Annotated in this window: 22 protein-coding genes and 1 pseudogene; 5 read left to right on the top strand and 18 right to left on the bottom strand. The window is 34.1% G+C overall.

Annotation, left to right across the window (positions count from 1 at the left end; translation table 11 throughout):
• Positions 1–20: 20 nt before the first annotated feature.
• From HNQ00_RS10410 to HNQ00_RS10385, 6 genes are all read right to left on the bottom strand, one after another.
• A complete protein-coding gene (locus HNQ00_RS10410) occupies positions 21–824 on the bottom strand; it encodes a DUF6503 family protein (protein ID WP_173838417.1) in 804 nt (267 codons plus the stop codon).
• Between the two features lie 57 nt (positions 825–881).
• Positions 882–1577 carry a TIGR04283 family arsenosugar biosynthesis glycosyltransferase gene (locus HNQ00_RS10405; protein WP_173838415.1) on the bottom strand — a complete coding sequence of 232 codons (696 nt, stop codon included), beginning with the start codon at positions 1575–1577 and terminating at the stop codon, positions 882–884.
• Positions 1570–2343: a DUF547 domain-containing protein gene (locus HNQ00_RS10400; protein WP_173838413.1), complete on the bottom strand. Its 774-nt coding sequence runs from the start codon at positions 2341–2343 to the stop codon at positions 1570–1572. The genes HNQ00_RS10405 and HNQ00_RS10400 overlap by 8 nt, the downstream gene beginning before the upstream one ends.
• 66 nt (positions 2344–2409) lie before the next feature.
• On the bottom strand, positions 2410–3282 hold the full coding sequence (locus tag HNQ00_RS10395) for a sterol desaturase family protein (protein WP_173838411.1): 873 nt from the start codon (positions 3280–3282) through the stop codon (positions 2410–2412).
• Positions 3283–3289: 7 nt separating this feature from the next.
• Entirely contained in the window at positions 3290–3901 is a 612-nt protein-coding gene (locus HNQ00_RS10390) for a TIGR04282 family arsenosugar biosynthesis glycosyltransferase (protein ID WP_173838409.1), read from the bottom strand.
• A complete protein-coding gene (locus HNQ00_RS10385) occupies positions 3891–4385 on the bottom strand; it encodes a rhodanese-like domain-containing protein (protein WP_173838407.1) in 495 nt (164 codons plus the stop codon). The genes HNQ00_RS10390 and HNQ00_RS10385 overlap by 11 nt, the downstream gene beginning before the upstream one ends.
• A 352-nt stretch (positions 4386–4737) precedes the next feature.
• Here HNQ00_RS10385 and HNQ00_RS10380 point away from each other — a divergent pair, with 352 nt between their 5' ends.
• Positions 4738–5460 (top strand): ribonuclease activity regulator RraA, encoded by a 723-nt coding sequence (locus HNQ00_RS10380; RefSeq protein WP_173838405.1) that lies wholly within the window; start codon positions 4738–4740, stop codon positions 5458–5460.
• 32 nt (positions 5461–5492) lie between these two features.
• Here the strand turns inward: HNQ00_RS10380 and HNQ00_RS10375 are convergent, their stop codons facing one another.
• The 3 genes and pseudogenes from HNQ00_RS10375 to HNQ00_RS10365 all read right to left on the bottom strand — a co-directional run.
• A complete protein-coding gene (locus HNQ00_RS10375; RefSeq protein WP_173838403.1) occupies positions 5493–6080 on the bottom strand; it encodes a DUF6642 family protein in 588 nt (195 codons plus the stop codon).
• A gap of 114 nt (positions 6081–6194) precedes the next feature.
• Positions 6195–7154, bottom strand: a complete 960-nt coding sequence (locus tag HNQ00_RS10370) for a bile acid:sodium symporter family protein (protein ID WP_173838401.1) — start codon at positions 7152–7154, stop codon at positions 6195–6197.
• Positions 7138–7392, bottom strand: a pseudogene (locus tag HNQ00_RS10365) (efflux RND transporter permease subunit); the annotation flags it as partial. The pseudogene HNQ00_RS10365 and the gene HNQ00_RS10370, both read right to left, overlap by 17 nt.
• A 209-nt stretch (positions 7393–7601) precedes the next feature.
• On the opposite strand from HNQ00_RS10365, the gene HNQ00_RS10360 reads away from it, so the two are divergent.
• The 4 genes from HNQ00_RS10360 (at position 7602) to HNQ00_RS10345 (ending at position 12851) form a co-directional block, all read left to right on the top strand.
• Positions 7602–8081: a hypothetical protein gene (locus tag HNQ00_RS10360; RefSeq protein WP_173838399.1), complete on the top strand. Its 480-nt coding sequence runs from the start codon at positions 7602–7604 to the stop codon at positions 8079–8081.
• Positions 8082–8397: 316 nt separating this feature from the next.
• Positions 8398–10026 (top strand): long-chain fatty acid--CoA ligase, encoded by a 1629-nt coding sequence (locus HNQ00_RS10355; RefSeq protein ID WP_173838397.1) that lies wholly within the window; start codon positions 8398–8400, stop codon positions 10024–10026.
• Between the two features lie 222 nt (positions 10027–10248).
• Positions 10249–10674, top strand: a complete 426-nt coding sequence (locus tag HNQ00_RS10350; protein ID WP_173838395.1) for a YidH family protein — start codon at positions 10249–10251, stop codon at positions 10672–10674.
• 416 nt (positions 10675–11090) lie between these two features.
• Complete coding sequence (locus HNQ00_RS10345) at positions 11091–12851, top strand: PAS domain-containing sensor histidine kinase (RefSeq protein ID WP_173838393.1); 1761 nt, start codon at positions 11091–11093, stop codon at positions 12849–12851.
• 122 nt (positions 12852–12973) lie between these two features.
• Here the strand turns inward: HNQ00_RS10345 and HNQ00_RS10340 are convergent, their stop codons facing one another.
• The 9 genes from HNQ00_RS10340 to HNQ00_RS10300 all read right to left on the bottom strand — a co-directional run bounded on the left by HNQ00_RS10340 (position 12974) and on the right by HNQ00_RS10300 (position 22815).
• Positions 12974–13666 (bottom strand): M48 family metallopeptidase, encoded by a 693-nt coding sequence (locus HNQ00_RS10340; protein WP_173838391.1) that lies wholly within the window; start codon positions 13664–13666, stop codon positions 12974–12976.
• A 4-nt stretch (positions 13667–13670) separates the two neighbouring features.
• A complete protein-coding gene (locus HNQ00_RS10335) occupies positions 13671–14021 on the bottom strand; it encodes a hypothetical protein (RefSeq protein ID WP_217425264.1) in 351 nt (116 codons plus the stop codon).
• Positions 14014–17196: a type I restriction endonuclease subunit R gene (locus HNQ00_RS10330; protein ID WP_173838389.1), complete on the bottom strand. Its 3183-nt coding sequence runs from the start codon at positions 17194–17196 to the stop codon at positions 14014–14016. Before HNQ00_RS10330 ends, HNQ00_RS10335 begins: the two co-directional genes overlap by 8 nt.
• 150 nt (positions 17197–17346) lie before the next feature.
• The gene (locus HNQ00_RS10325; RefSeq protein WP_173838387.1) at positions 17347–17883 is read right to left on the bottom strand and encodes a hypothetical protein; all 537 of its coding nucleotides are present in this window, start codon (positions 17881–17883) and stop codon (positions 17347–17349) included.
• A 5-nt stretch (positions 17884–17888) separates the two neighbouring features.
• Positions 17889–18557 carry a DUF3800 domain-containing protein gene (locus HNQ00_RS10320; RefSeq protein ID WP_173838385.1) on the bottom strand — a complete coding sequence of 223 codons (669 nt, stop codon included), beginning with the start codon at positions 18555–18557 and terminating at the stop codon, positions 17889–17891.
• A gap of 84 nt (positions 18558–18641) precedes the next feature.
• On the bottom strand, positions 18642–19202 hold the full coding sequence (locus HNQ00_RS10315) for a hypothetical protein (protein WP_173838384.1): 561 nt from the start codon (positions 19200–19202) through the stop codon (positions 18642–18644).
• A 1-nt stretch (position 19203) separates the two neighbouring features.
• Positions 19204–19956: a PDDEXK-like family protein gene (locus tag HNQ00_RS10310; RefSeq protein ID WP_173838382.1), complete on the bottom strand. Its 753-nt coding sequence runs from the start codon at positions 19954–19956 to the stop codon at positions 19204–19206.
• A 4-nt stretch (positions 19957–19960) separates the two neighbouring features.
• Positions 19961–21256, bottom strand: a complete 1296-nt coding sequence (locus HNQ00_RS10305; protein WP_173838380.1) for a restriction endonuclease subunit S — start codon at positions 21254–21256, stop codon at positions 19961–19963.
• The gene (locus HNQ00_RS10300; RefSeq protein ID WP_173838378.1) at positions 21253–22815 is read right to left on the bottom strand and encodes a type I restriction-modification system subunit M; all 1563 of its coding nucleotides are present in this window, start codon (positions 22813–22815) and stop codon (positions 21253–21255) included. Before HNQ00_RS10300 ends, HNQ00_RS10305 begins: the two co-directional genes overlap by 4 nt.
• Between the last annotated feature and the right edge of the window lie 112 nt (positions 22816–22927).

The raw sequence follows: 22927 nt of genomic DNA, 5'->3' as shown, positions 1-22927 counted from the left end.
AGTACTTACGTAAATAATGCTTACTTCGTTTTAAAATCTTCTCCTATTTTAAAAGTATCTTCATTTACTTTTACAAAGTGAATGTTAGATAATGTTGCTTCACCTAATTGATCTGTAAGACCTGTTCCTTCTTTCCATCCTGTAAAGATCCATTTAGTAGCAATAGGCACTCCATCTACTTCTTTATAATCCATGTATTTTATAGCATGAGGATTTTTTTCTGCTGCTTCTTTACCACCCATTATCGTTACTATGTAAGCCGCTTTCTCAAGTAAATTTGTTTTTTTATCAGCATATACAACATACCAGTCGTCTGGAGCATCTCCAGTACCTGATTTAAAAGTCAATTTTTCAGTTAAATAATTAGCACTGTCAGCTTCTTTATTATCATAAGCAGTCCAGATCGTTCCTGGATCGTTTACTTTATATGGAAACAAGAAAAAGTAATTCCATGTGTACGCATCAAAACGCACTGCATCTTCATTTGCTATAGTAGGAGAGTAGGCAACCTTATCGTTATTGATTACTATTTTTGAACCATCTTTATATTCAATTACACTTTGAGTAGAATTTGTCAATGTTGTAAAAGTGGCGTTCATTCTTTCTTTACCGCCAAACATGATTTGGATATCAAATTGAACTGCCTCGTTTGCAGAAAACTTATCTTTTTGGTGTGCTTTCTCCATAGCAACTGCAAATGTATTTTGCTCTACAGTATTTTCTGTTGGAGTTGTTTCAGCAGGAGTAGCTTCTTTTTCCTCATTTGATTTACATCCCGTCACTACTAACGCAGCAAGTAATAAAGTTGTGGCAATTTTCTTCATAGTAATTATAATATTTAATGTTTGTTTTTTTTCTTGTTTCTGTAATACAAAAGTAAGCTACTGTATAATCTTAGTGTTGTAATACTGTAAAATACTTTCTGTAGAGTGTCCTAGTTTATGCTTTAAATGTATCATGGCAAAAACATATTGTAAGCGCCAGACACCTATTTGCAAATATTTCCTCGCCGATGTTACGATTGTTTTGTTAATCACTACAAATTGTTTTTTGGCGTAAAGCCTACTAACAATATCGTTGTCCTCATAAATAAGGAGTGATTCATTAAACTGTCCGATAGTATCAAAGAGTTTCTTTTCTACAAATAATGATTGATCGCCTCCACGACAGCACATGTGATTGACTCTTGTAAACCATTGCGAAAATAATAAAACGGGATGTTTGCTATCGAATTTCATCCTGAAACAGCCCGCTTTATTGTTTTTTATTATTTCGTTCTTAATGTTTAAATCAAAATTTTGAGGAGGATAGCTGTCTGAATGTAAGAAGTATAAAACGTCTCCCTTTGCATGTTCTGCTCCAGTATTCATTTGTTTGGCTCTCCCTTTTAATGATTGAACCAACTTAACACTTGGATTTTTAAGAACCGTAGTTACTGTTGCATCGGTGCTTCCGCCATCAACAACAATGATTTCAAATGCTACTTGATTTGAAACCAATTGCTGCAGCTGTGCTAATAGGATATTGATCGAATTTTCTTCATTATAAACCGGTATAATGATTGAAAGTTTATTCATTCAAACTCCAGTTGTAGTCTTTGAAAGTAATTTTTGCGTTACTGCTAATTTTAACGGCACTGTATTTATTGAAAAAGTCAATTATAGACCCTTTTTTCTTGAAGTCATCCCCAAACCAGTCAAAGATTTTTGAAATTTCAATCTTAGATGCTGTAATTGTGTTTTTAGACTTGTCGTTAATGAACGATTTAGTCACACTATTTAATTGTGATTCTAAATTTGCTTCAGTATACGCTTGATTTAATAAGTTAGGACAAGAAAATGAAGCACAGTTGATCGCAAAGTGAATGCGAGGCTCATCCATTTTTCTAAGAATTTGGTGTTCGATTTCTTCTAAACTATATTTTTTAGACCCTAATGTGATGAATTTAGTTCCCCATGGATCTTTGATATCTTTAATACTTTTAACAGGGTAATTATCAATGATTAACTTTACTGTGTATGCGTTGTAAGCATTAATCCAGTAAGCAAGAGTTGCTTTTCTAGAAGTAGAAGAGGTAGGCACATTTGCAGCAAGCTCACTTAAATAACTTGATAGTTCTTTGCTGTCTTTTCTAAAGGCACTGTAATTTACTTTTCCTGATTTAGTTACATTTTTTTGTAATAATGCATTCCATTTAGCGTGGTTTATGCTTTTTACATCTGTGTCAACTTGCATCTCAGTTGGTGTTACTACTGTAGTTGTAGTTGTTTCTGGTGCTGCTGATTTTGTTTTACCACATGAAATTAAGGGTACAAACATAAGGGCTATAATTACTTTTTTCATTTTCTTATTATTTTATGTTACTGATTATATAGACTGCGTATTATTGGATTCCTGACAAAAAAAAAATTATTTTTTTAAAGGATAAAATTCTTGCTTTAAAAAGTCTTCTGGAAATTCGTTATCATCGCTAAATCCTAGCTCGATATCGCGGCCATCTTTAGGGATGTAATCTGTTCTAAAAAGGTAGTCCCACAAACTCAAAGAAATACCAAAATTGACTCCGTTACGATTAGGAATTACTTTACTGTGATGCCAAATGTGCATTTTAGGGTTATTGAATACATATTTGAGAATTCCGTAATCCCAGCCAATGTTTGCGTGGTTCAAGTGTCCTATTGCAATCGTTATAAAATGCACGATAAATACATCTTGTACATTGAAACCACCTATCAAAATAATAGGAATGTATAAAATAGACTTATAGACAATAGGTTCCATCCAGTTGTATCTAAAGTGAGCTGCAAAACCCATCTCCTTAATACTGTGGTGTGTTTTGTGTATTTTCCATAAAAACGGAAAAGTATGCAACATTCTATGTACATTCCATTGTATAAAATCACTAATAATAAAAAACAAAAATAAAGCCGTAGGACGAGATAAATTTTCGATAGAAAATAATTGAATAGGCTGCAATTCTAAACCAAAGAGCAGTAAAAAGTCATTAATTAGTGTAGCTGTAACATTCGATAAAGCGATAAGCAGAATCAAATTCAGTAGAAAGAAATTAAAGAATAAATAAAATAAGTCGAGCCAGAAATCTTTTCTAAAAACTGCTTGGTTTTTACGCCATGGAAATGCAATTTCTAGCAACCACACAATAAGCGAAATACTCAACAAACCGTAAAAATAGTTATCCCACTTCCAGTACAGGATTTCGTTTTTAAGATAATTAAAGTATCCACTGTAGGATTCTAAAAAAATGGTACTATATTTTTCCATGTTCTTATTATAGTTTATGTTTAATTAAGTCAACATTGTAGCCACTGCGCTCAAGATCCTCAAAGGTATCGATGTCGTTTAAAGTGGCTAATAGCTTTACTTGCAGCTTTTCTAAATCGTTCATTGTGGATTTAAAAACGGTAGCTGTTCCCCATTCTTTGTTAGTAAAAACCGCTGGAGTGCTTTGGTTTAAACCTAATAAATAATAACCACCATCTTCTGCAGGTCCCACTACAGCATCATTATTTTGTAAAGCATTAAAAGCCGACTCAATAATGCCTGCTTTTAAGTCAAATAAATCGCTGCCCACTACGACACAATGATCATACCCTTTATTAAATAAGGAATCAAAAGCAGCTTGCATTTTAGTGCCCAAATCTCCTGGAGTTTGTAATTCTTTATTAAAATGCGCTCTTGACCAGATGTCGTTTTCAACTATTGTAGTATCGTAAAACAAGAATTTATCACAATCAATATATTGCGTTTCGTTTCTAGTATGTAGTAATAATTCTTTATAAATTTCAAGCGTTCTTTTATCACCTATGGTTTTAGCCAAGCGTGTTTTTACCTTTCCAAGTTCTGGATTTCGAGTAAAAATGATTAATGCTTTATTTTTCATATACCTTTTTACCTTTAGTTAAATACTTGCTCCATTTTTTGTTGTACGTATGCACACTATCTGTTGCTTGATTTTGACTGTTGTATACCGTTCCGCCTTCATTTTTATATTCAAATATGCCGCCGTAAAGATTGTACACATTAGTATAACCTAACTTTTGTAACTTCTCACCTATGTTTTCACTACGTACACCTATAGAGCAGTACACCACAATAGGCGTGCTTTTATCTTTTATTTTAGTGGTAACAACATCACTTTTAAAATCGTCATAACCCACAAACAATGCCTCTTTTATATGGCTTACTTGATATTCTTTTGGTTCGCGAGCATCAAGGTATACAAGGTTTTTCTTCTCTTTTAACTCGGCTACCTTTATATAAGGAACAGATTCTTTATTAAGCAACTTCAATACCCGCGGAATTGATTGCTGTGCTGATAAAGCAAAAGAAAATAAAAGGGGTAAAAAATAGAGGCTCTTTCTCATTTTGTTTTTTATATTAATCCTATTTTAATAGACGGTTGTCCTTGCGATTACTGACAAAATTTACGTAAAAAATGCAATCTAGGTTTTAAATAGTAGCTAGATTATTGTTCGAATAAGTGATTAGCATGATAAAATTGGACTGCTGCTAGCACGATTGCATAAAACAGTATCTTGGCTTACTAAGTAAACAGCTGCATTTTTAAATTTGTATAAAGATAGTTTAGAAATGAGTATAAGAAAGAATTACGCGCTAAGAATCTACGACTTTACAAAGGTTCATAAAAAAATGATTGATTTACAAATTGGTTAACCAAAAATGAATACCTTAGTTTTTTATTAAAACGCACTACAAATGGCAGGATTATCAGCAGCAACCAAAGCAAAATTACAATCAATAAGTACACCAACAATCGCAACTTGCTTGTTTAAAAAAGGGTTTAAAAACCAGTTTATTCAAGATGTAAAACCATTACAATTAGGGAAGCCTAATATGGTAGGTGAGGCGTATACGTTGCGATCAATCCCAGCTCGTGAAGATCGCAACCCAATTACCGTTTTTAGAAATGCCGATCATCCGCAGCGTGTGGCGGTAGAGAATTGTCCTGCGGGTCATGTGCTTGTAATTGATAGCCGCAAAGATGCACGCGCGGCTTCAGGTGGCGACATTTTAGTAACTAGATTAATGGTACGTGGTGTTGCAGGAGTTGTAACAGACGGCGGTTTTAGAGATTCGGCTAATATCGCTAAGCTCGCCATCCCTTCCTATCATTCAAGACCAAGTGCTCCCACCAACCTCACGTTACATGAAGCGCTCGATATAAATGTGCCTATTGCTTGTGGTGATGTAGCCGTTTTTCCGGGTGATGTTCTTGTGGGTGATGATGATGGTGTGATGGTAATTCCCGCACATATTGTTGACGAAGTAGCCAGTGAATGTATCGAAATGACCTTGTTTGAAGATTTTGTGCTAGAAAAAGTACAGGAAGGAAACGCCGTGATTGGTTTGTATCCAGCAACAAACGAAAAATGGGTAGCAGAATTTGCGCTTTGGCGAAAGCTAAAAGAAAATGAGTAAACGGCTTTTACAACAAGAAGTTCCTTGTAATTTTAGTAATATAATCTAAAATCGAGAAGCTTACATAAATCGTAATTTTTTTGATGCAGCTCTTCTACGATTTCAAATACGTTATCATTCTCTTTAAAAAAACTAAAAAATGCTTTGTCAAGATTAATACTCGTCAAACTATTAAATGCGGTACCATAGCCTGAAATGGCTTTGGCGCCAGTAACATCTATAAAAAACTGTGCTTCGTCTGAGCTTAGGTCTAGGACTTTTGAATTGGCAAAATGGACTATTTTACCCGTCAATTTACCTTCAAAAATTTCGGCTATTTCATCAAGAGTGTAGAAATAATCATTCAAGCAAATGCTATTCTCTTCTCCTTTCATAACGAGATAGATGATTTCGTAATCCTTGAAACCATGATCGTCATAAATCAAGGCGTTCAAGCTGTCCTCAAGACCTTCAATAGTATCACAAGTTTTATAAATACTTGCCACACCATAGTTAAAAGCGAGTTGCTCTAAATTAACGACTACCTCAGTTTCTGTTGCTATTTCTACATCAGCAACGCCTTCTAGGCAATAGATAAAAGTGTCTTGTTCGATAAAATTAGCTTTGTCAAGATGATTCATTAATAAAAAATAGATTTTAGGGTATGATTTATTTCAATACAAAATTAATCAAGTCGTTTTTAAATCTGGCTTCTATTAACAAATACTTAAGCTGTGTGTAAGAATTAATGGGAGTTATTCTTTAGCGTATTTATTAGCAATAATACTAATAACAAAAATCTGTATTCCGTGAAAAATCATTAAAGGCAGCAAGATAATTCCCATGGCAGCTACATTTTGAAAGAGTATTTTCGAAAAAATAGTTCCGTGAACAAGTGATTTTTTAGTTCCACAAAATTGTGCTGTAATGCGATCCTTGTGTTTGAACTGTAGTTTATTAGCAATTAAACCAATGGTAAGATAAACGCAATAAAATAATGCCAGCACACATATTGCAATAAGAGCAAGGTTTGTTAGGCTCAAAATGCTAAAAATACCTTCCTCAAATGAAGTGGCATAAGTCTTATAGATGATTAATAAAATTACTGATTTGTCAAAGGTCGTCAAGTAGCTGTTGTACTTAGCAGCTAGTTTTCCTAGAAAACGGTGCAATAGCAATCCAACAATTACAGGAGCTAAAACTTCGGTGATTAATTTAAAATAGATGCTGCTTAAATCGAAGTTTGCCTCTTTACTATTCAAAAAGAAACCCATCCATAATGGTGTTATCGCTATCCCAATCAATCCTGAAATACTGGCATTAAAAATGGCTGCAGGAATGTTTCCTTTTGCGATTGAAACCATAACCACACTTGATGAAACAGTAGATGGGAGGGAAGCAATAAAGAAAAAAGCCAACCAAATGGTTTTAGTATTTTCTGTTTGCATTAAAGGATAAAACAACAATACAATTATAGGAAATAGTAAAAAAGTGGAAGCCTGCACCAACAGATGCAGTTTCCAGTTTACTAATCCGCTTTTTATTTGCTCCGGGCTTAATTTAAGTCCGTAGAAAAAAAACAGCAGTGAAATTCCTATACTCGCCATTTTGTCTAAATCTAACGGACTTGATTTACCCCCAAACTGCGGAAATAAGTACGCTAGAAAAAGGGTAATCACTATGGCGAGAACGAATTTATCAATCTTTATTTTCATTTTTTTGTTCTGATTTTTTATAGGCTAAATAGTAAATTTGAGGAAGCACCGTCAAAGATAACAACATACAGAATATTAATCCACCTACAATCATAATTGCTAGCGGTTTTTGGACTTCTGATCCCATACCTGATGAAAGTGCTGCGGGCAATAATTGCATTGATCCCATTAATGCAATCATTAAAATAGGGCGTATTCTGGTGAAAATTGCTTGCAAAATCGCTTCCTCCAAAGGCATTACTATGATGCGCAAAATAACTATGCAAAGATAAACTACTAATACAATATTAAAATTATTTTGTTTTGCAAAGGATCAAGAAAAGCTAGAACAAGCACTTGTTACAAAAGTCTAAAATTGTTCGTCATAAGGATTCATTAAGTTAAGAATAATGACTAAATTAGCGTAGGCTTTCGCCAATGAATAAATAGTAATCAAAAAACATCAATATGAAAAAAATCAGTCTTTTTTGTTTCGCTCTATCTTGCATAGCGCTTCAAAGTTGTAAAAATAATCAAGAAGAAAAAGCAGAAACACCAGCAGAGCTTGCAGTTCAAAAAACGGTAAGTTCAGACTGCTATCAAGCAATTTATGAACAAGATACTCTGCTATTAAAACTGAACACCCTTGATAACGGGCAAATAACAGGTGACATGAAAATGACTATAGAAAACATGCCCACAAAACAAGGGAATCTTGCAGGAGAATTTAAAGGAGATACACTGTATGCTAGCTACACTTTTATTCAGGGAGACTATAAAGAGAAAACATATAAAAACCCAATGGCCTTCTTGAAAAAAGGAGACCAATTAATATTAGGAAATGGCGAAATCCAAACTACCATGGGGGCTTCTTACTTTGTAAAAGGAAAACCTATTGATTTTGAAAGAGTCAAATATAAGTTTGATAAAGTTGCTTGTAAAGAGTAATGATAATGAGTAATAAAAAAGAGGAAGCTACGGTTTCCTCTTTTTTTATAAAATGATTTAGGTACATCAAGTATTGCCTTTAAAAATACAATCTATTTCTGAATTTTACTTTATATTTGAGAAAGCTTGTGGCCTGTGATTTCTAATGTTACGTCTTACATCTTAGTTTTTTTTAACTAATTAAATTGTTGGCAAAACACCCTAAAAAAGTTAAATAATAGCGAGTAAAGTAGCCGCTTCAAAGCTTTTTTTCGATCAATAAAAACATTGAACATCAGCTAGCAAAGCGACATACAAACCTTTTAAAACACATAGAATGGAAAGCTTAATGATGGATTACCCGCTTACAACAACAACTATTCTAGAATATGGTAACAGTGTGTACCATCATAAAAAAATAATAAGCTACTTGCCAGATGGTAGTCGCCACGAATATAGTTTTAGGGACATGTACAAGCGTTGTAAAAAACTAGCGAATGCTTTACAGAACAAACTCAGAATCAAGCCAGGAGATATGGTGGGCACTTTTGCCTGGAATCATGCCCCTCATGTTGAATTGTATTACGGCATATCAGGGATAGGCGCGGTGTGTCACCCTATAAATATTAGACTTTCAAGTAGTCAAACGGAGTATATTATCAATAACTCTGAAGACCGTGTGATCTTTGTTGATGCCACACTAGTGCCCTTACTAGAAAAAATTGCTTCGCTACTTGAAACAGTAGAATGCTATGTATTACTCAATGCTCCAGCAAATTTCACAACCACTTTACCCAATGTTATTCACTACGAAGATTTACTAGCAGAGGAATCGGAAGATTTTATATGGCCTGTTTTAAATGAGAACGACGCTTGCGGAATGTGCTACACCAGCGGAACCACGGGCTTGCCTAAAGGCGTTTTATACTCGCATCGTTCCACTTATTTGCATGCTTCAAATATTGTCTCTCCTAACGCGGGAAATTTCAGTAACGAGGATACGCTTTTGCTAATTGTGCCTCAATTTCACGTGATGGCATGGGGATTTCCTTATTTGTGTTTGCTGTCTGGTTCAAATATGGTGCTGCCCTCATCCAACTTACAGCCCGAAGCGTTAATTGATATTTTACAAGCAGAGAAAGTGACTAAAGCAAACGGCGTACCTACGATTTGGCTTGGCGTCTACCATGCTATGAAAGCAAATCCACCTAAGGAGAAACTGTCATTAAAGGAATATCTTGTGGGCGGTTCAGCGTTGCCTAAAAGTTTAATTGAAGACTTTGAACGTGATTTTGGTATAAAAGGCGCACAAGCTTGGGGCATGACAGAAACCTCTCCGTTAGGAACCGTTTCGCGATTGCAGCCGCATCACTTAGAGCTGCCTGTTAGTGAGCAATTAAACATTCGCGCTAAGCAAGGAATTGCCTTTCCAGGAGTCGAAATCAGGATTATGAGTGACGACGGTAGCCTCGCTCCTTCAGATGGTAAAACAATGGGAGAGTTACAAATAAAAGGGGCATGGGTAATCAATTCGTATTTTAAAACAAACAATCAAGAGAGTTTTACAGCTGACGGCTGGTTTAAAACCGGCGATGTGAGCACCATCGATCCAGACGGGTATATGGAAATAAAAGACCGTACAAAGGACCTTATAAAAAGCGGTGGCGAGTGGATTTCGAGTGTTGCTTTAGAGTCGGCTTTAATGGCGCACCCTAATATTAAAGAGGCGGCGGTAATCGCTATCCCAGATGAAAAATGGGTCGAAAAACCACTGGCTTCAATTGTATTGATCAATAAAGAAAACCCAACCACAAACGAGGAACTAATGGCGTTTTTAGATAGGGATTTTGTAAAATACCAAATCCCCAAAGATTATGTCTATCTTGACGAAATCCCCAAAACGAGCGTGGGTAAATTTGACAAAAAAGAAATTAGAAAACGCTTTTCTGATGGGAATTTGAAATAAATAAAAAAAGCGAATAATTAAGCAATACCAAATTACAAATCTTTTAAATATAAGGATTAGGGCGTATCCGTACTTTCACTAGGTTACAGTACGGCCGGGCTATTCGCTGTATCTTTTCATCTTGAACAACAAGATAAAAAGGATGCCGCTACTATCCCTTACGCAAATCACCTGAACGAGAATGACTATTTTTACAATTAAAATACAGCATAACTTTTAACGATGGAACAAGAAAATAAAAACAATACAACCGAAAAGAAGCAACCTATAAATTCGCAAAACGCAAGGGAACATCTCGCTAACGAGCGCACACTTTTGGCTTGGATTCGCACAAGCATTGGTATCATGGCTTTTGGGTTTGTAGTGGTGAAATTTTCCCTTTTTATAAAACAAATTTCGTTACTGCTAGGTAAAGACCACAGCCTTCCTCCACAACATGGCTATTCTTCGATAATAGGAATCATATTAGTAGCAGTAGGTGCTGTTGTATTATTACTAGCTTACTTAAAATTTAAGAAAACAGAACAGCAACTTAACGATGAGAATTTCGTTCCTTCCTCTAAGCTTGTATTTGCACTAACGATTATAATTTTGTCAATAAGTGTTTTACTTATCATGTATTTAGTAGAGAGTACTAAAAGGTATTAGGACAGTGCACCCTGCTTGAACTTAATATTGTCTGTTAAGAAGCAATTAGCAGTCCCTCTATATTTATAGCAAACCTCAAAATGCTCCGCTATTTTGAGGTTTTCTCTGTTTAACATCATTGATTATAGTCGTTCTATTCCTAGATTTTATGGCTTCTTAGGCATTGCTGATACAACTTAGTGTGAGAAATAAGCATGGCAATGGTCATTACATCAAGCAAACTAGCTTCACAACCTATAGAATCAGCTGATTTACATCGTGATTAGCGGAGAATTATCTCTAAATAATTAAGAATTTATTAACATTTACATATATTTGTAGTAAGCCCCAAGCTTACCATATTAGTTAAATGACCTAGCTATTAATTATTTATAAATTGCTACTGTAATAGTAGCAATGCTAATATGCGCTTATTTATGTTCCCTATCGATATACGTACTACTTATTTAAGTATCGTTCTTATTAATATCATTAATTTGATTTTAATGATTTTGACGTACTTCCAGATCAAGAAGAGATTTCCTGGTACTTTGCTCATACTAGCTAGTTTTTTTATGAGCGCTGTTGGAAATATTTTAGTCATTTTTAGAAATGTAATCGCTGATTGGCTGTCTATTCCTGTGGGTAATTTTTTAATCGTCGCCTCTTGTGTAGTATTACTGATTGGTTTTGAAAAATTTGCAGACAAAAGAAGCAACCAGATTAATAACTATGTATTATTAGCGGCTTTTTTAGCTATCCATAGCTATTTTACTTTTGGTAAACCTGATTTGTATTTTAGATTAGTAAACTTGGCGGGAATGTATGTGCTTTTGTCTTCGCAAATCGCCTATCTAATGCTGAAGAGAGTGGGTGATGAAACTAAAAAAATAACTCAAAAAATCGGAATTGTATTTGTCATCATACTGGTCATACAAATGTATAGGCTGCTGTATTTAGTAGCTAATCCACATGGTAACGAAGATTTTTTTAGCGGAGATGCTACAGAAGCACTATTTTTATTGAGTTGGCAAATAATCGTAGTATTTCTAGCCTACAGTATCTCGCTTATGTACAATAAACGCTTAATCACCGAGCTGAATACCCAAGAGGAGAAATTTTCAAAAGCATTTCATACCACGCCTTTCATTACCATTTTATCTAAGCTTTCTAACGGTAAAGTGTTTGAAGTAAATAAAAGTATTGAAGCCATCGCTGGCTACAAACCAAAAGAGTTAATAGGCCGCAAAGCAAGTGATTTAAAACTGTGGAAAAAGGAAGACGACCGTCAGCAGTTTATTGCAACCCTTGTAAAAAACAAATTTGTTAAGGATCACGAATACGTTTTTAAAAAAGCAAATGGCGATTTTTTCTTTGGTCTTATAACCGCCCAAATTATTACTATAAATAATGAGCAGTGCATGATTGCTTCCGTAAATGATATTTCGAGTCGCAAAGAAGCAGAAGAAAAACTAATTGAAAGCCAAAACACACTGAGAGAACTCAACGCTACTAAGGACAAGTTTTTCTCGATTATCGCACACGATTTACGAAGTCCGTTTAATGGTATTATCGGATTTACCGAGTTGCTAAAAAGTGAGGTTCAAGAAAATAACTACGATGGTATTCTACAGTACGCCGAAATAATTAATAGCTCTTCCCATCATGCAATGGACTTGCTCAGTAATTTAATGGAGTGGACGCGCTCCCAAACCGGAAGAATTGCTTTTAAACCAAAAGTAGTCGACATCAATGAAACGATCCAAAACACCATAGAGCTTTTTCAAACATTAATCGAACAAAAAGATATCGCCATAAGCTTGAATTTAGAAGCAAATGCATCACAATACGCAGATCAAGCTATGATTGAAGCCATCTTGAGAAACTTGATTTCAAACGCGATTAAATTTACCCCTAACAATGGTAAATTAAATATTCAAAGCACCGAAAACGACCAACAATTCCAGATAGCAATCACAGATAGCGGCATCGGAATTCCTAAAAATGACTTACATAAATTATTTAAAATAGACAGTCCCTACTCAACCCTAGGAACCAATAACGAAGGAGGTACTGGACTGGGACTCATTCTTTGTAAAGATTTTATCGACTACCACAAGGGCCACATCTGGGCAGAGAGCATCATAGGAGAGGGAAGTAGCTTTTTCTTTGCTATTCCTAAGGATAGGGAGGGGTGATTGTTTTGGGTTGTGGTTTTAATATTGCATGCCCTTCAGTTTATTATACAATTATAAAAACGATTGTATTAATTTGTCACATTTTCGTTAAATCTCGTGTAACTATAAAGAGATGAACTTATTTACAATTTCATACCGTACATTTTTGAATCTAATTCTTTCCAATTAGGAATGTGCTTTGATAGCTCAGCCCAGAACTCTTTGGAGTGGCTTTTGACCTTGGTATGCACTAATTCATGAACAACCAAATATTCTATGAGTGAATAAGGTAGTTTAATGGCGTTGTAATTTATTATTATTGTATTGGTAGGTGTACAGCTTCCCCAGCGTTTTTGAAGCTTCATAAATTTGATATTGCTGTAAATTAAACCAGTTGATTTTGATTTTTTCCTAAGAATAGGTTCAATTTTTTCTTGTGCTTTTACTCTAAAATAATTATCAAAAGCTTGTAGCAAATGTTCTTGACTATTCAGATGTGTTGGAAGTGAAACTTTAAATTTAGATTCCGTAAAATCAATATCAATTTTAGTAAAATCTTCCACTATAACAAGCTCAACATAATATTTCTTTCCTAGATATTGGATTCTTGAACCAGTAACTATATCTCCTTCACTTATTGAGCTCACCAAATCTAATTTATCTATAATCCATTTAGCTTTTTTTAGAATCAGTTTATTGGCAAACTCTTCTTGAATCAACTTCCCTTTTAGAATCACGCCAGCTCCTTTTTCTACAATGATATAATGTGATTTAAGACCTTCTTTTTCTGTAAAAGAATAATCGATAGTTCTATTTCCGTATTGAACTTTAGGCATTTATCTAAGTATTGTATTGATGAATATTTAATTTTTTAATTTCCTTCTCAGTTTGTTTCATATCATCTTTATCCAAAAATGAAATTGTTCTGTAAAATATTGAAGATAAGTTGTCTAAAATATATTCTCGTTTCGAAGCATTGTTTCTTGTTCCGCGCCCTAGTGGGCTTGGTAATAATGAGGTCATTCTATATGCACAGTTACTACTAATCCCAAACAAAATATATTCTTCAGTGTGTTTGTTTTTTAATTGATATAACCCACATCCAAAAGGAGCTGTTAAAACTTCTCCTTTTCGAGGGTCTGGAAAGGTATGCCATTCAGACCAATTATAATTATCTAATTCTTTACACATCTTTATTTCTCTTTAAAACCTCTACCATTTCTCTTGCTTTCTCCTTCGCTTCTGTACGTTCCAGTTTGGTCTTTACGAATCGAAATATTTTGTTCTCGATGTCTTTTTGAACTTGACCCTTGGACTCCCAAGCTACAATATTCAATTCCCCATTTATAAGGTCAAATAGAGTTTTGGTAGCATCCTCGGCATCCTCAGCAAAAATAACTTTCATTGAATTGTAAACCGCTCTTTCTCGTTCCGTTACAAATCCTTTTTGCTCTCCTTCTTTTTGTTCCTCAATGATTTCGTCTTGTATTGCTGTATAAGCAATTAATAACTGAGCTTCATCAATACGTTGCGCTTCTTTTTGCTTCAATAATTCATCTAATCTTTGAGCCAGTGGTTTATAAAAATCTGGATTCTTATCTATTCCAACCTTGATGGTGTGCTTTAAATTGTTTCGCATCTTTAGCTCCTTGGTGGCTGGTGAAGCGTTCATGATTTCTTCTTTGAACTTATCTTTATCTATTATAGAAATAGGCTCACCAATCAAACTTTGAATTCCTAACGATTTTAAATGTTCATCAATCATTGCCTGAAGCATTTTACTCTCGTCTTTGGTGATTTTTAAATCTTCGTCATCTGGAAAAGCGTTTCTAGCTCTTAGCTTAATCTCATTAAAAAGTTTAAAATCAGCTTGGTATTTTAAAGCTTTGGTGTTGGGCAAAACAATGTTAATTGACTTGTTGAAGTCTTTCAATAATGCTTTAAAGTCGTCTCGTTTGTTGATAGGTTCAATGTATCGAACGGAAGAATCTATATATTTTTCTCGTTCGTAATTTCTATCAATTTTCATGGGTCTGAAGAAGTCAACCAGTTTGGTATGATTCATTTCCAGCTTAGGGAACTCTTCATTCAAGTTTTTCAAAATATCATCAGGTCTTATGTCACCCGAAAAGATTTCTAAGGCTTGAATCAAATAAGCGGTTATTCCGTTATAATCTATAATAAACCCAGCTTTTTTACCTTTTCGAGAACGATTTACTCTCGCAATTGCTTGTAAAAGGTTGTGTTCCTTCAATGGTTTGTCCAGATATAAACAAGAAGCAATTGGAGCATCCCAACCCGTGAGCAACATATCGGAAACGATTATTATTGCAGTGTTGTCAAACTTCTTTTTACCCGATTTTTCTGTTTCATTTTCGTTACCAAATGGCAGTTTAAAATTATCTGTAGCATCCTTAACTCCTTCTGGAGGCACAACGTAAACAGGTCTTTTGTTGTTCGGATTAATTCGATTCCATTCTATGGTTTCATAGTACTTTTTTGCAATCGCATCTGATTTTGGCGTACCGATACTGATAACTACTTTAGTTTCAAAATCATGATACCCTTTTTCCTTTAAAGCGTGTATAGCTTGCTGGTATTTGATAGCGGATTCTCTACCATTACAAACCAACATTGCTTTATGTCCATCAGGAAAAATCTTGTCTCTAAAGTGGTTGATTAAGTGTTTAGAAATATCATCAATTCGTTCTGCTGACAATTGGTATTTTCTAAGTGCTTCACGCTTGAGCTTGTCTTTCTTTTCTTCGGATGCTTCTGCGAAGGTTTCTTCAAATTGTTTGTCAAGTTCTTCTTTCTTCACATCTAGCTTGCAGATACCTTCATCATACAATAATTCAACCGTTGCTTCATCTGCAACAGATTCTTTGATGGTATAAATATCAATATAATCACCTCCATAAAATTCAGCTAGGGTTGATTTGTCTTCTTTAGAGATAGGTGTTCCCGTAAAAGCGATAAACTTAGCATTAGGTAAAACGGTACGCATAAAGGAAGCTAAAAATCCGTAATGACTTCGATGTGCTTCATCTACTAGAATATATAAGTTTTCTTTTTTAGAAAGTTCTTCTAGTTCTACTACTTCTCGTTTTATTTCAATCCATTTTCCTTTTTGAAGTTCTTTTGTAATCTTGGTCAGTTGGGTTTCGTTGATGTGTTTTTCAATCATCAAGTTTCCATGTTCTTCTAATTCGGTTTGGTCTATCGTTGCAGTTGCTTCTTTGTCTGTCTCTTGAAACTTTTGAATGGTAGTGGTAATAATTCCACCGTAGTCATTGCGAAGTAATTTATCTAAATGTACCACAGATGAAGCTTGGTTTACATTCTTGAATCCTACGTTTTGAAGCGTGGTGGTTATTTGTCTGTCTAAATCCTTTCTATCGGTCATGATTAGAACCGTTGGATTGTCAAATCCATATTCTGGAGCTTGCAATTTACGAGCTACATACGCCATCGTTAACGATTTTCCAGAACCTTGCGTATGCCAAACAACACCACCTTCGCCAGCTTGTAAACGTTCTATAGTTTTATTGGTGGCTCTTAATTGCTGGTATCTTGGTAGTTTTTTAATGGTGATTCCTTCATCCAATTCAAATAAAACAAAATGACGAATGATGTCTAAAACTCTTTCTTTTTGAAAAATGGAATACAGCAATTTATCTTGTTCCGTTGGGTTGATTCCCAATAAATCAAGATTATCGTCTTTGTTGGTTCTGAAGACTGAATAAAATTGTTGTGGAGAGTTTATCGCTCCATAACGTCCATCTACTTGCCAGATTCCAACTAAAATTTGATTGAAATGAAATAGTTTTTGGTTTAAATCTTGGTATTCTTTTAGGTCGTTGAAAGCAGAATCCCAAGCGTTTGGAGCTATTGGCGATTTACATTCTATAACGGCTATTGGTAATCCATTGATAAAAACTATTAAGTCAGGTCTTGATTTTCTTCCCAATCTATTGTGGAAAGACATTTGGTTCACCACCAAGAAATCATTGTTCTCGGGATGGTTATAGTCTATAAAATGTACAGGTCTAAATTCTTCTTTGCCCTCAATTATTTGTTTTGGTGTGAATGTTCCACCTTTGATAATATCCCATATTTGCTCATTAATTTCCATTAACGAAGCACCATTGACCGATGTAATTAAACTATACGCTTTGTTGAGATTGTTGTCATCTATCCAGGGATTGATGCGTTTTATCGCCTCTAACAAGCGTTGTTTGAGAATCACTTCTGTAAAATCATTGCGTTCCTCCATCATTTCACCAGTACAATAACTGTAACCCATTTTTTCAAATAGTGCTATCGCTGGCAACTCGCTATAGATGTACTCTGGTGATTGCTTCATGTTATTTTATCTTTCGATTTTTAAAAATATTTTAATAAAAAACACTTTTATTGTTTTTATTATGTAATTTTGCAACGCACAACCTACCACATTAGGAGGATAGTGTTTCGAAGCTCGATACATCAAGATATGTACCGAGCTTTGCGGTTTTTATAGGACACTTGGTAATTTCTTCTTCATTTTTTTTAGCATATTTTTTGTTGCCCAACTTTTATTTAGATAATAAGCTGATAACAAATAATAGTCAAGTCCTGAGTTTTGAGGTTCCAAAATTACAACATACTCTTGTTCTGTATCATAAATGTAGGTTCTAAAAACATTTTTACGTTTGACAACATCTCGTTCCTCTGTGCTAAAAATTTCGACACCCGATTTTTTAGTTAATTCAATATGAAATCGTACCCAATGTAATCGTTGCGCTCTGTCTTTTTCAAATACTCTTTTTTTTATTATTTCCCCGTTTTCTTCAACTTCCTCAACTTCTTTTATTAAATGATTAAACACTGTGTCAAAGGAAGGTTGCCCCTCTTTTTTTATAGGTCTAATTATCTTTGTTTGAAAGGCAAGTTTCTCATTCTCTTGAATGTCCCTATCATAGATTGCTCTCAATGATACTATTCTAGCATATTCATTCAAGTGCATGATTTCAAGTAAGTCGGGATATTTCTTAATTTGATTTAATGGCATTCTACTTACTTTAAATCTATATAAAATAGGTTAAACTTATCGTTGCTTTTTGGTGTTGATTCTCTTAATGAAATCTTGGTATGCGATTGTATTTTTTCAATTAATCTATTTTTGGCTGTTACTTTGTTTAAACTTCTCAAATGATAATTAATTGCTCCCATAATCAAATCACACAGCTGCATTAAAAAACTCTCGTATGATTTAATGAATTGAATGTTTCTAATATTATTATTTGAATTTAATAGCTCTTGTAACCGCACTAATTTAGTCTGGCTACAAGTATCTTTAATATCCAGATAAATATTGAACGTATTTTCGGGAGTCAGTTTGTGATATATTAATTGGTAATACATTCTAAAATAGAAATCATTGTAGGTAAAATCTTTTCTTGTTTCGTCTATTTTACTCTTGTCAACAATTACGGCTCTAAACATTAAATCGGTGGCAAAAAAATAATCGATTAAATCAGCATAAAATTCATATTCTGATTTAGAAACAGCTGACCACTTTATTTCTCCTTTAAACTTGTGTTTTGCTCTGAGTTGCTGTACATAAGCTTTATGTATTTTTAATTGAGGATAGGCACAACTTACATAAGAAATCATCATAAAGGGCATGCCATCATTCTGTAAGTGAGTACTCTCGTCACAATAAATATTAAATGTTTTTTTCATAATTAATTATACTTTTACCCTAATCTTACCCGTTAGCAATTGTTGCATCACACCTTGTTTTAGTTCTTGGTAATTGACTCTTTATTACTTAAGACAATTATTAATTATGTATTCTGTGTGAACTTTATTCGTTACCGCGAAATCAAATAATTTTTGTGCTTTTGACATACTATATTCACTCATTTTAGCGGGTAAAATCATTAGTAGCGATTCAAAAGAATTAAAGTCATTTTGCACATGTGTTTTTGCAAACCACCAATGATTAAAAGAATAACTACCGAAGTCTAAGTTTACCGCGTTTCTATATTCAGTTATTTTTTCATAATTGATTTTGTCATCAGAAAACCAAATTCCAAAAGTTTGTTTCTGAGATAAATTTTCAAATAAAACCCTTACAGATGGATTTTTTCCATCGTACAAATAGCACTTTGAAGTTGGATGAGATAAGTCACTGTCTAGAGCTACTTTAAAATTTTCACCGGTTTTTAGAATCAATTCATTTAGATCTTTTTCGACACTTTTCCAGAATTGCTGAATCATTTTTCTTTTAACCATATTCAAATGATTGGCAATTTCAAACGCTGATTTAAACCTGTCCTCTGATGATGTAAGAGTTTTAAAGATTTTATTTTCGTATTCGCTCATTTTAAAATGATTTTATAATGCTTAGATATTGTTTAGTAATAAATTTTACTTTTCGAGAATCGGATTGTTTTATGAATGCTTTTACTATTTTTCTAATATCCTTGCGATAACTTATATTGACTAATGTATCTACTTCCTTCAATCGCTTTTGCTCTAATTTAGTAATAGAACCATCACTTGCTTTAGTTCCAGATTTGGTTAAATAAACCAAAAGAATATTATTATCATTATATCCTTCTTTTAGACAATGATTATAATACCTTTCTAATTGTTTTTCTTGATCGCCAGCGTTTATTTTATTTTCTATAACAATTACAAATCGATCTTTAAGACCAAAACTTTCAATAAAAATATCTAATCGACCGTCCTCAGTTGATTTTTCTTCTTTTAATCGAAGGTTGTAAATGTTCAAATCTTTAAAAAGATGCTTTTTACTCTCGGGAGCTATAGCAGCTATGAAAAGATTGAAAAATAGTAGTCCTTGCGCATGCGACCCTTTTGGGTTTAATAAATTAATTAGAAAAGGAGTATGTGTCTTGGTTTCTGCATGGCGAATGTTGAGCACTTGGAAAATATTATATCTCTCCGCTTTTTTTCGATTCCAGCGGTAATACTCTTTTCTCATAGCAGTATAATCCTCTAAAAGCGCATCGTATTTAGGGATATCCTCTGCAATGCGTTCTTGCTCGAAATTATGTTTTACCATTTCGTACTCAGTTATTAAAGCTTCAATGTTGGCTATCTCCCTTTCCATAATATTACACTTTTACCCTAATCTTACCCGTAAGCAATTGCTGCATCAAGCCTTGTTTAAGTTCTTGGTAGTTTACTTTCTTTTCGGCTAAAACTTCTAATTTTTCATCAACCGAACTTAAAATAGCTGCTATCTTTTGTTGTTCTTCCAAAGGTGGTTTTGTTATTTCAAAAGTTTTGATTCTAGTTAATGCAAGTTTTGGTTGAGCATTGTTTGTTTGTTCTTTTAGAACTGAATTCTGTACAAGTGGCGAAAGTAATACTTGCAATAGATAGGACTTGTTAATTTTTAAATTGGTCAATTTATCAGCGTTTTCTGTTAGGTTTGCTCCATCTAATTCAGCAGGAATCTCACCTACAATTCCGAGTGTACCAGCGACTGAAATAAATAAATCATCTTTTGAAATAGTATAATTTTTAATTAATGGAAAAATGTTTTCTGGAACGTAAAGTATCTTTTGTAGCGATACTCCACCCATAAACATATCAGCAACTCTTATATATGGATGTGAAGTTTTTTCTTCAGATAACGTCTCTCCTTTGGGTAATCTTTTTCCACCTTTAACGTCTGCTATTTCTTCTAATTTCACAACCTCCCAACTCTCAGGAATCTTCCCTAAAGGAGAATCTTTAAATTCGCTATGACCAATGCCTTTGGTAAGCAAGCGTTGCATTAAACCTTTTTTGAGTTCTTGGGTTTCGGTAATTTGCTGATCTATTACTTCAATTTTTTCATCAACGGTACTTAATATTTCGGCTATTTTTTGTTGTTCTGGGAGCGGTGGGAGAATAGCTAATAACTTTCTCAATTCTGTTTTGTTAATTTTTGGATGCCCGCTACCAGCAATAATTTTGTAAATCTGACTTAGACCAATTGAGGAGCATAAATAAGCATGTAAATATTCTGGATTTACCTTTTCATTATTTGCACGAATTAAAATCATATTAGGAGCTATTGAAGCTAATTGTTTAATATTGGGCATAATCCAAACTTCTCCTACATTTGCTCCTATATTTGCAAATAATATCTCTCTTCCATAAAGATTTGATTTGGATAGAAATTTATAACTATCTTCATCTATATATTTTTGTTCAGTGTGACCAAGTCCTTTTCTTAAGTCAGTTAATCTTACATAAACAGCATGATTTGGCTCATTTAATACAGTTACTTTTTCTTTTAGGTTAGCAAAACTTCCAGCAGAAACATAATCTGTTATTTCATCAGTAAATTCGGATAAAAAAGAAATTATCCAAGTCTTAGGTATTCTTCCTAAAGGAGAATCTTTATATCCTTCTATCATATCCCCAACTCTTTTAAAAATCCAGCCAACTTCGCATCAATCTCTGTTTCTCTTTTTTCTAAAGCGTCCAATTTAATATGAACTGCTTTTATATCCACTTCAATTTCGGCTTCACTTGTATCAATAAAACGAGAAATATTAAGGTTGTAATCGTTTTCAGCCAGTTCAGCTACATTTACAATACGCATGTATTTTTCTACATCGGTAGCGCCATCATAGGCTTTTACAATTTTATCAAGATGTTCGGGTAATAATTCATTTTGGTTTTTACCTTCTTTATAATCACTACTGGCATCAATGATGGTTACTTTTCCTTTTTGGGCTTCGGTTTTGTTTTTGTTAATAATCCAAATCGAAGCTGGAATTCCTGTATTGTAAAACAATGCAGAAGGCAAACCAACAATTCCTTCAACCAAATCGGCTTCTAGTAATCCTTTTCTAATCAATCCTTCGGCACCACTTCTAAACAAAGTACCATGTGGTAAAACAACACCCGCTTTTCCATCTTGTTTTAAAACGGCTATCATGTGTTGTAAAAAAGCCAAATCGGCATAACCTCTTGGCGGTATTCCATATTGGAAACGTCCATAAGGGTCAGTAACTACTTTGGCATAATTAGGCGAAATTTTCTTTTCCTTGCCGTCTTTGTCGAGTTTTACTTCAATCGAGTTTTCGGCAGGAGTCCACCAACCATCCATAGAAAAAGGAGGATTGGCAATCACTCGGTCAAACAATTCTAGTTCGTTATTTTCATTTTTGTGTTGGGGAGTAATTAAGGTATCTCCTTTTCTAATATCGGCATCCATAAAGTTATGGAGCAACATATTCAACTTACCAATTGCCCAAGTACCTAGGTTTTTTTCTTGACCAAAAAGCGATACGTTTACATTGTTACCTACTTTTCCGTTGGGTTGCTCTGCAATATATCGAGCCGATTCAATCAACATACCACCAGATCCACAAGTGGGGTCGTAGATTTTTTGTTTCGGTTCAGGTTTAATTAGTTGTACAATCAACTGCACCACCCCACGAGGAGTGTAGAATTCGCCCCCTTTTTTACCAGCATCATCGGCAAACATTTTTATCAAATACTCATAGGCATCGCCCAACAAATCATTCGATTCCAAATGAGAGTTTCTAAGTGAATGTTGATTGAAATGTCTAAGAAGCCTTTGTAATAATTCGTCAGATAGTTTCTCTTTATCTCCAAATTTGGTAGCGGTCATAACGCCTTCTAATGATGTGTTTTCACGCTCAATACCAGCAAAAGCTTTATCTAAAACAATACCAATATTCTCAGTTTCTTTTTTAATGGTTTCCCATCGAGATTCTATCGGCATCTGGAAATAGGTTTCGTCTTCGGCTTCTTCACGAGAGACACCGTCACGATTCATAATATTTTCTACCTCTTCTTCAAAAACATCGTTGGAACGTTTTAGAAACAGTAATCCAAAGATGTAATTCTTAAAGTCAGAAGAATCAATGCTTCCTCTTAATATGTTAGCTGAATCCCAAAGCCAGCTTTCTAGGGTATCTAGGGATAATTTTTTGTCGGACATTGTAAATTTTGTATGTAATAAGAAGTTTTAAGCTCCGTTTTTATTTGAATATAAAGGTTAAAAATACGGTAAAATATTTCATTATAACGAGTGTAAGATCGAAAGAATGTCT

This window comes from Flavobacterium aeripolare (assembly GCF_013294025.1).
Lineage (GTDB): Bacteria > Bacteroidota > Bacteroidia > Flavobacteriales > Flavobacteriaceae > Flavobacterium.
This window is presented reverse-complemented; position numbering and strand designations above follow the sequence as displayed.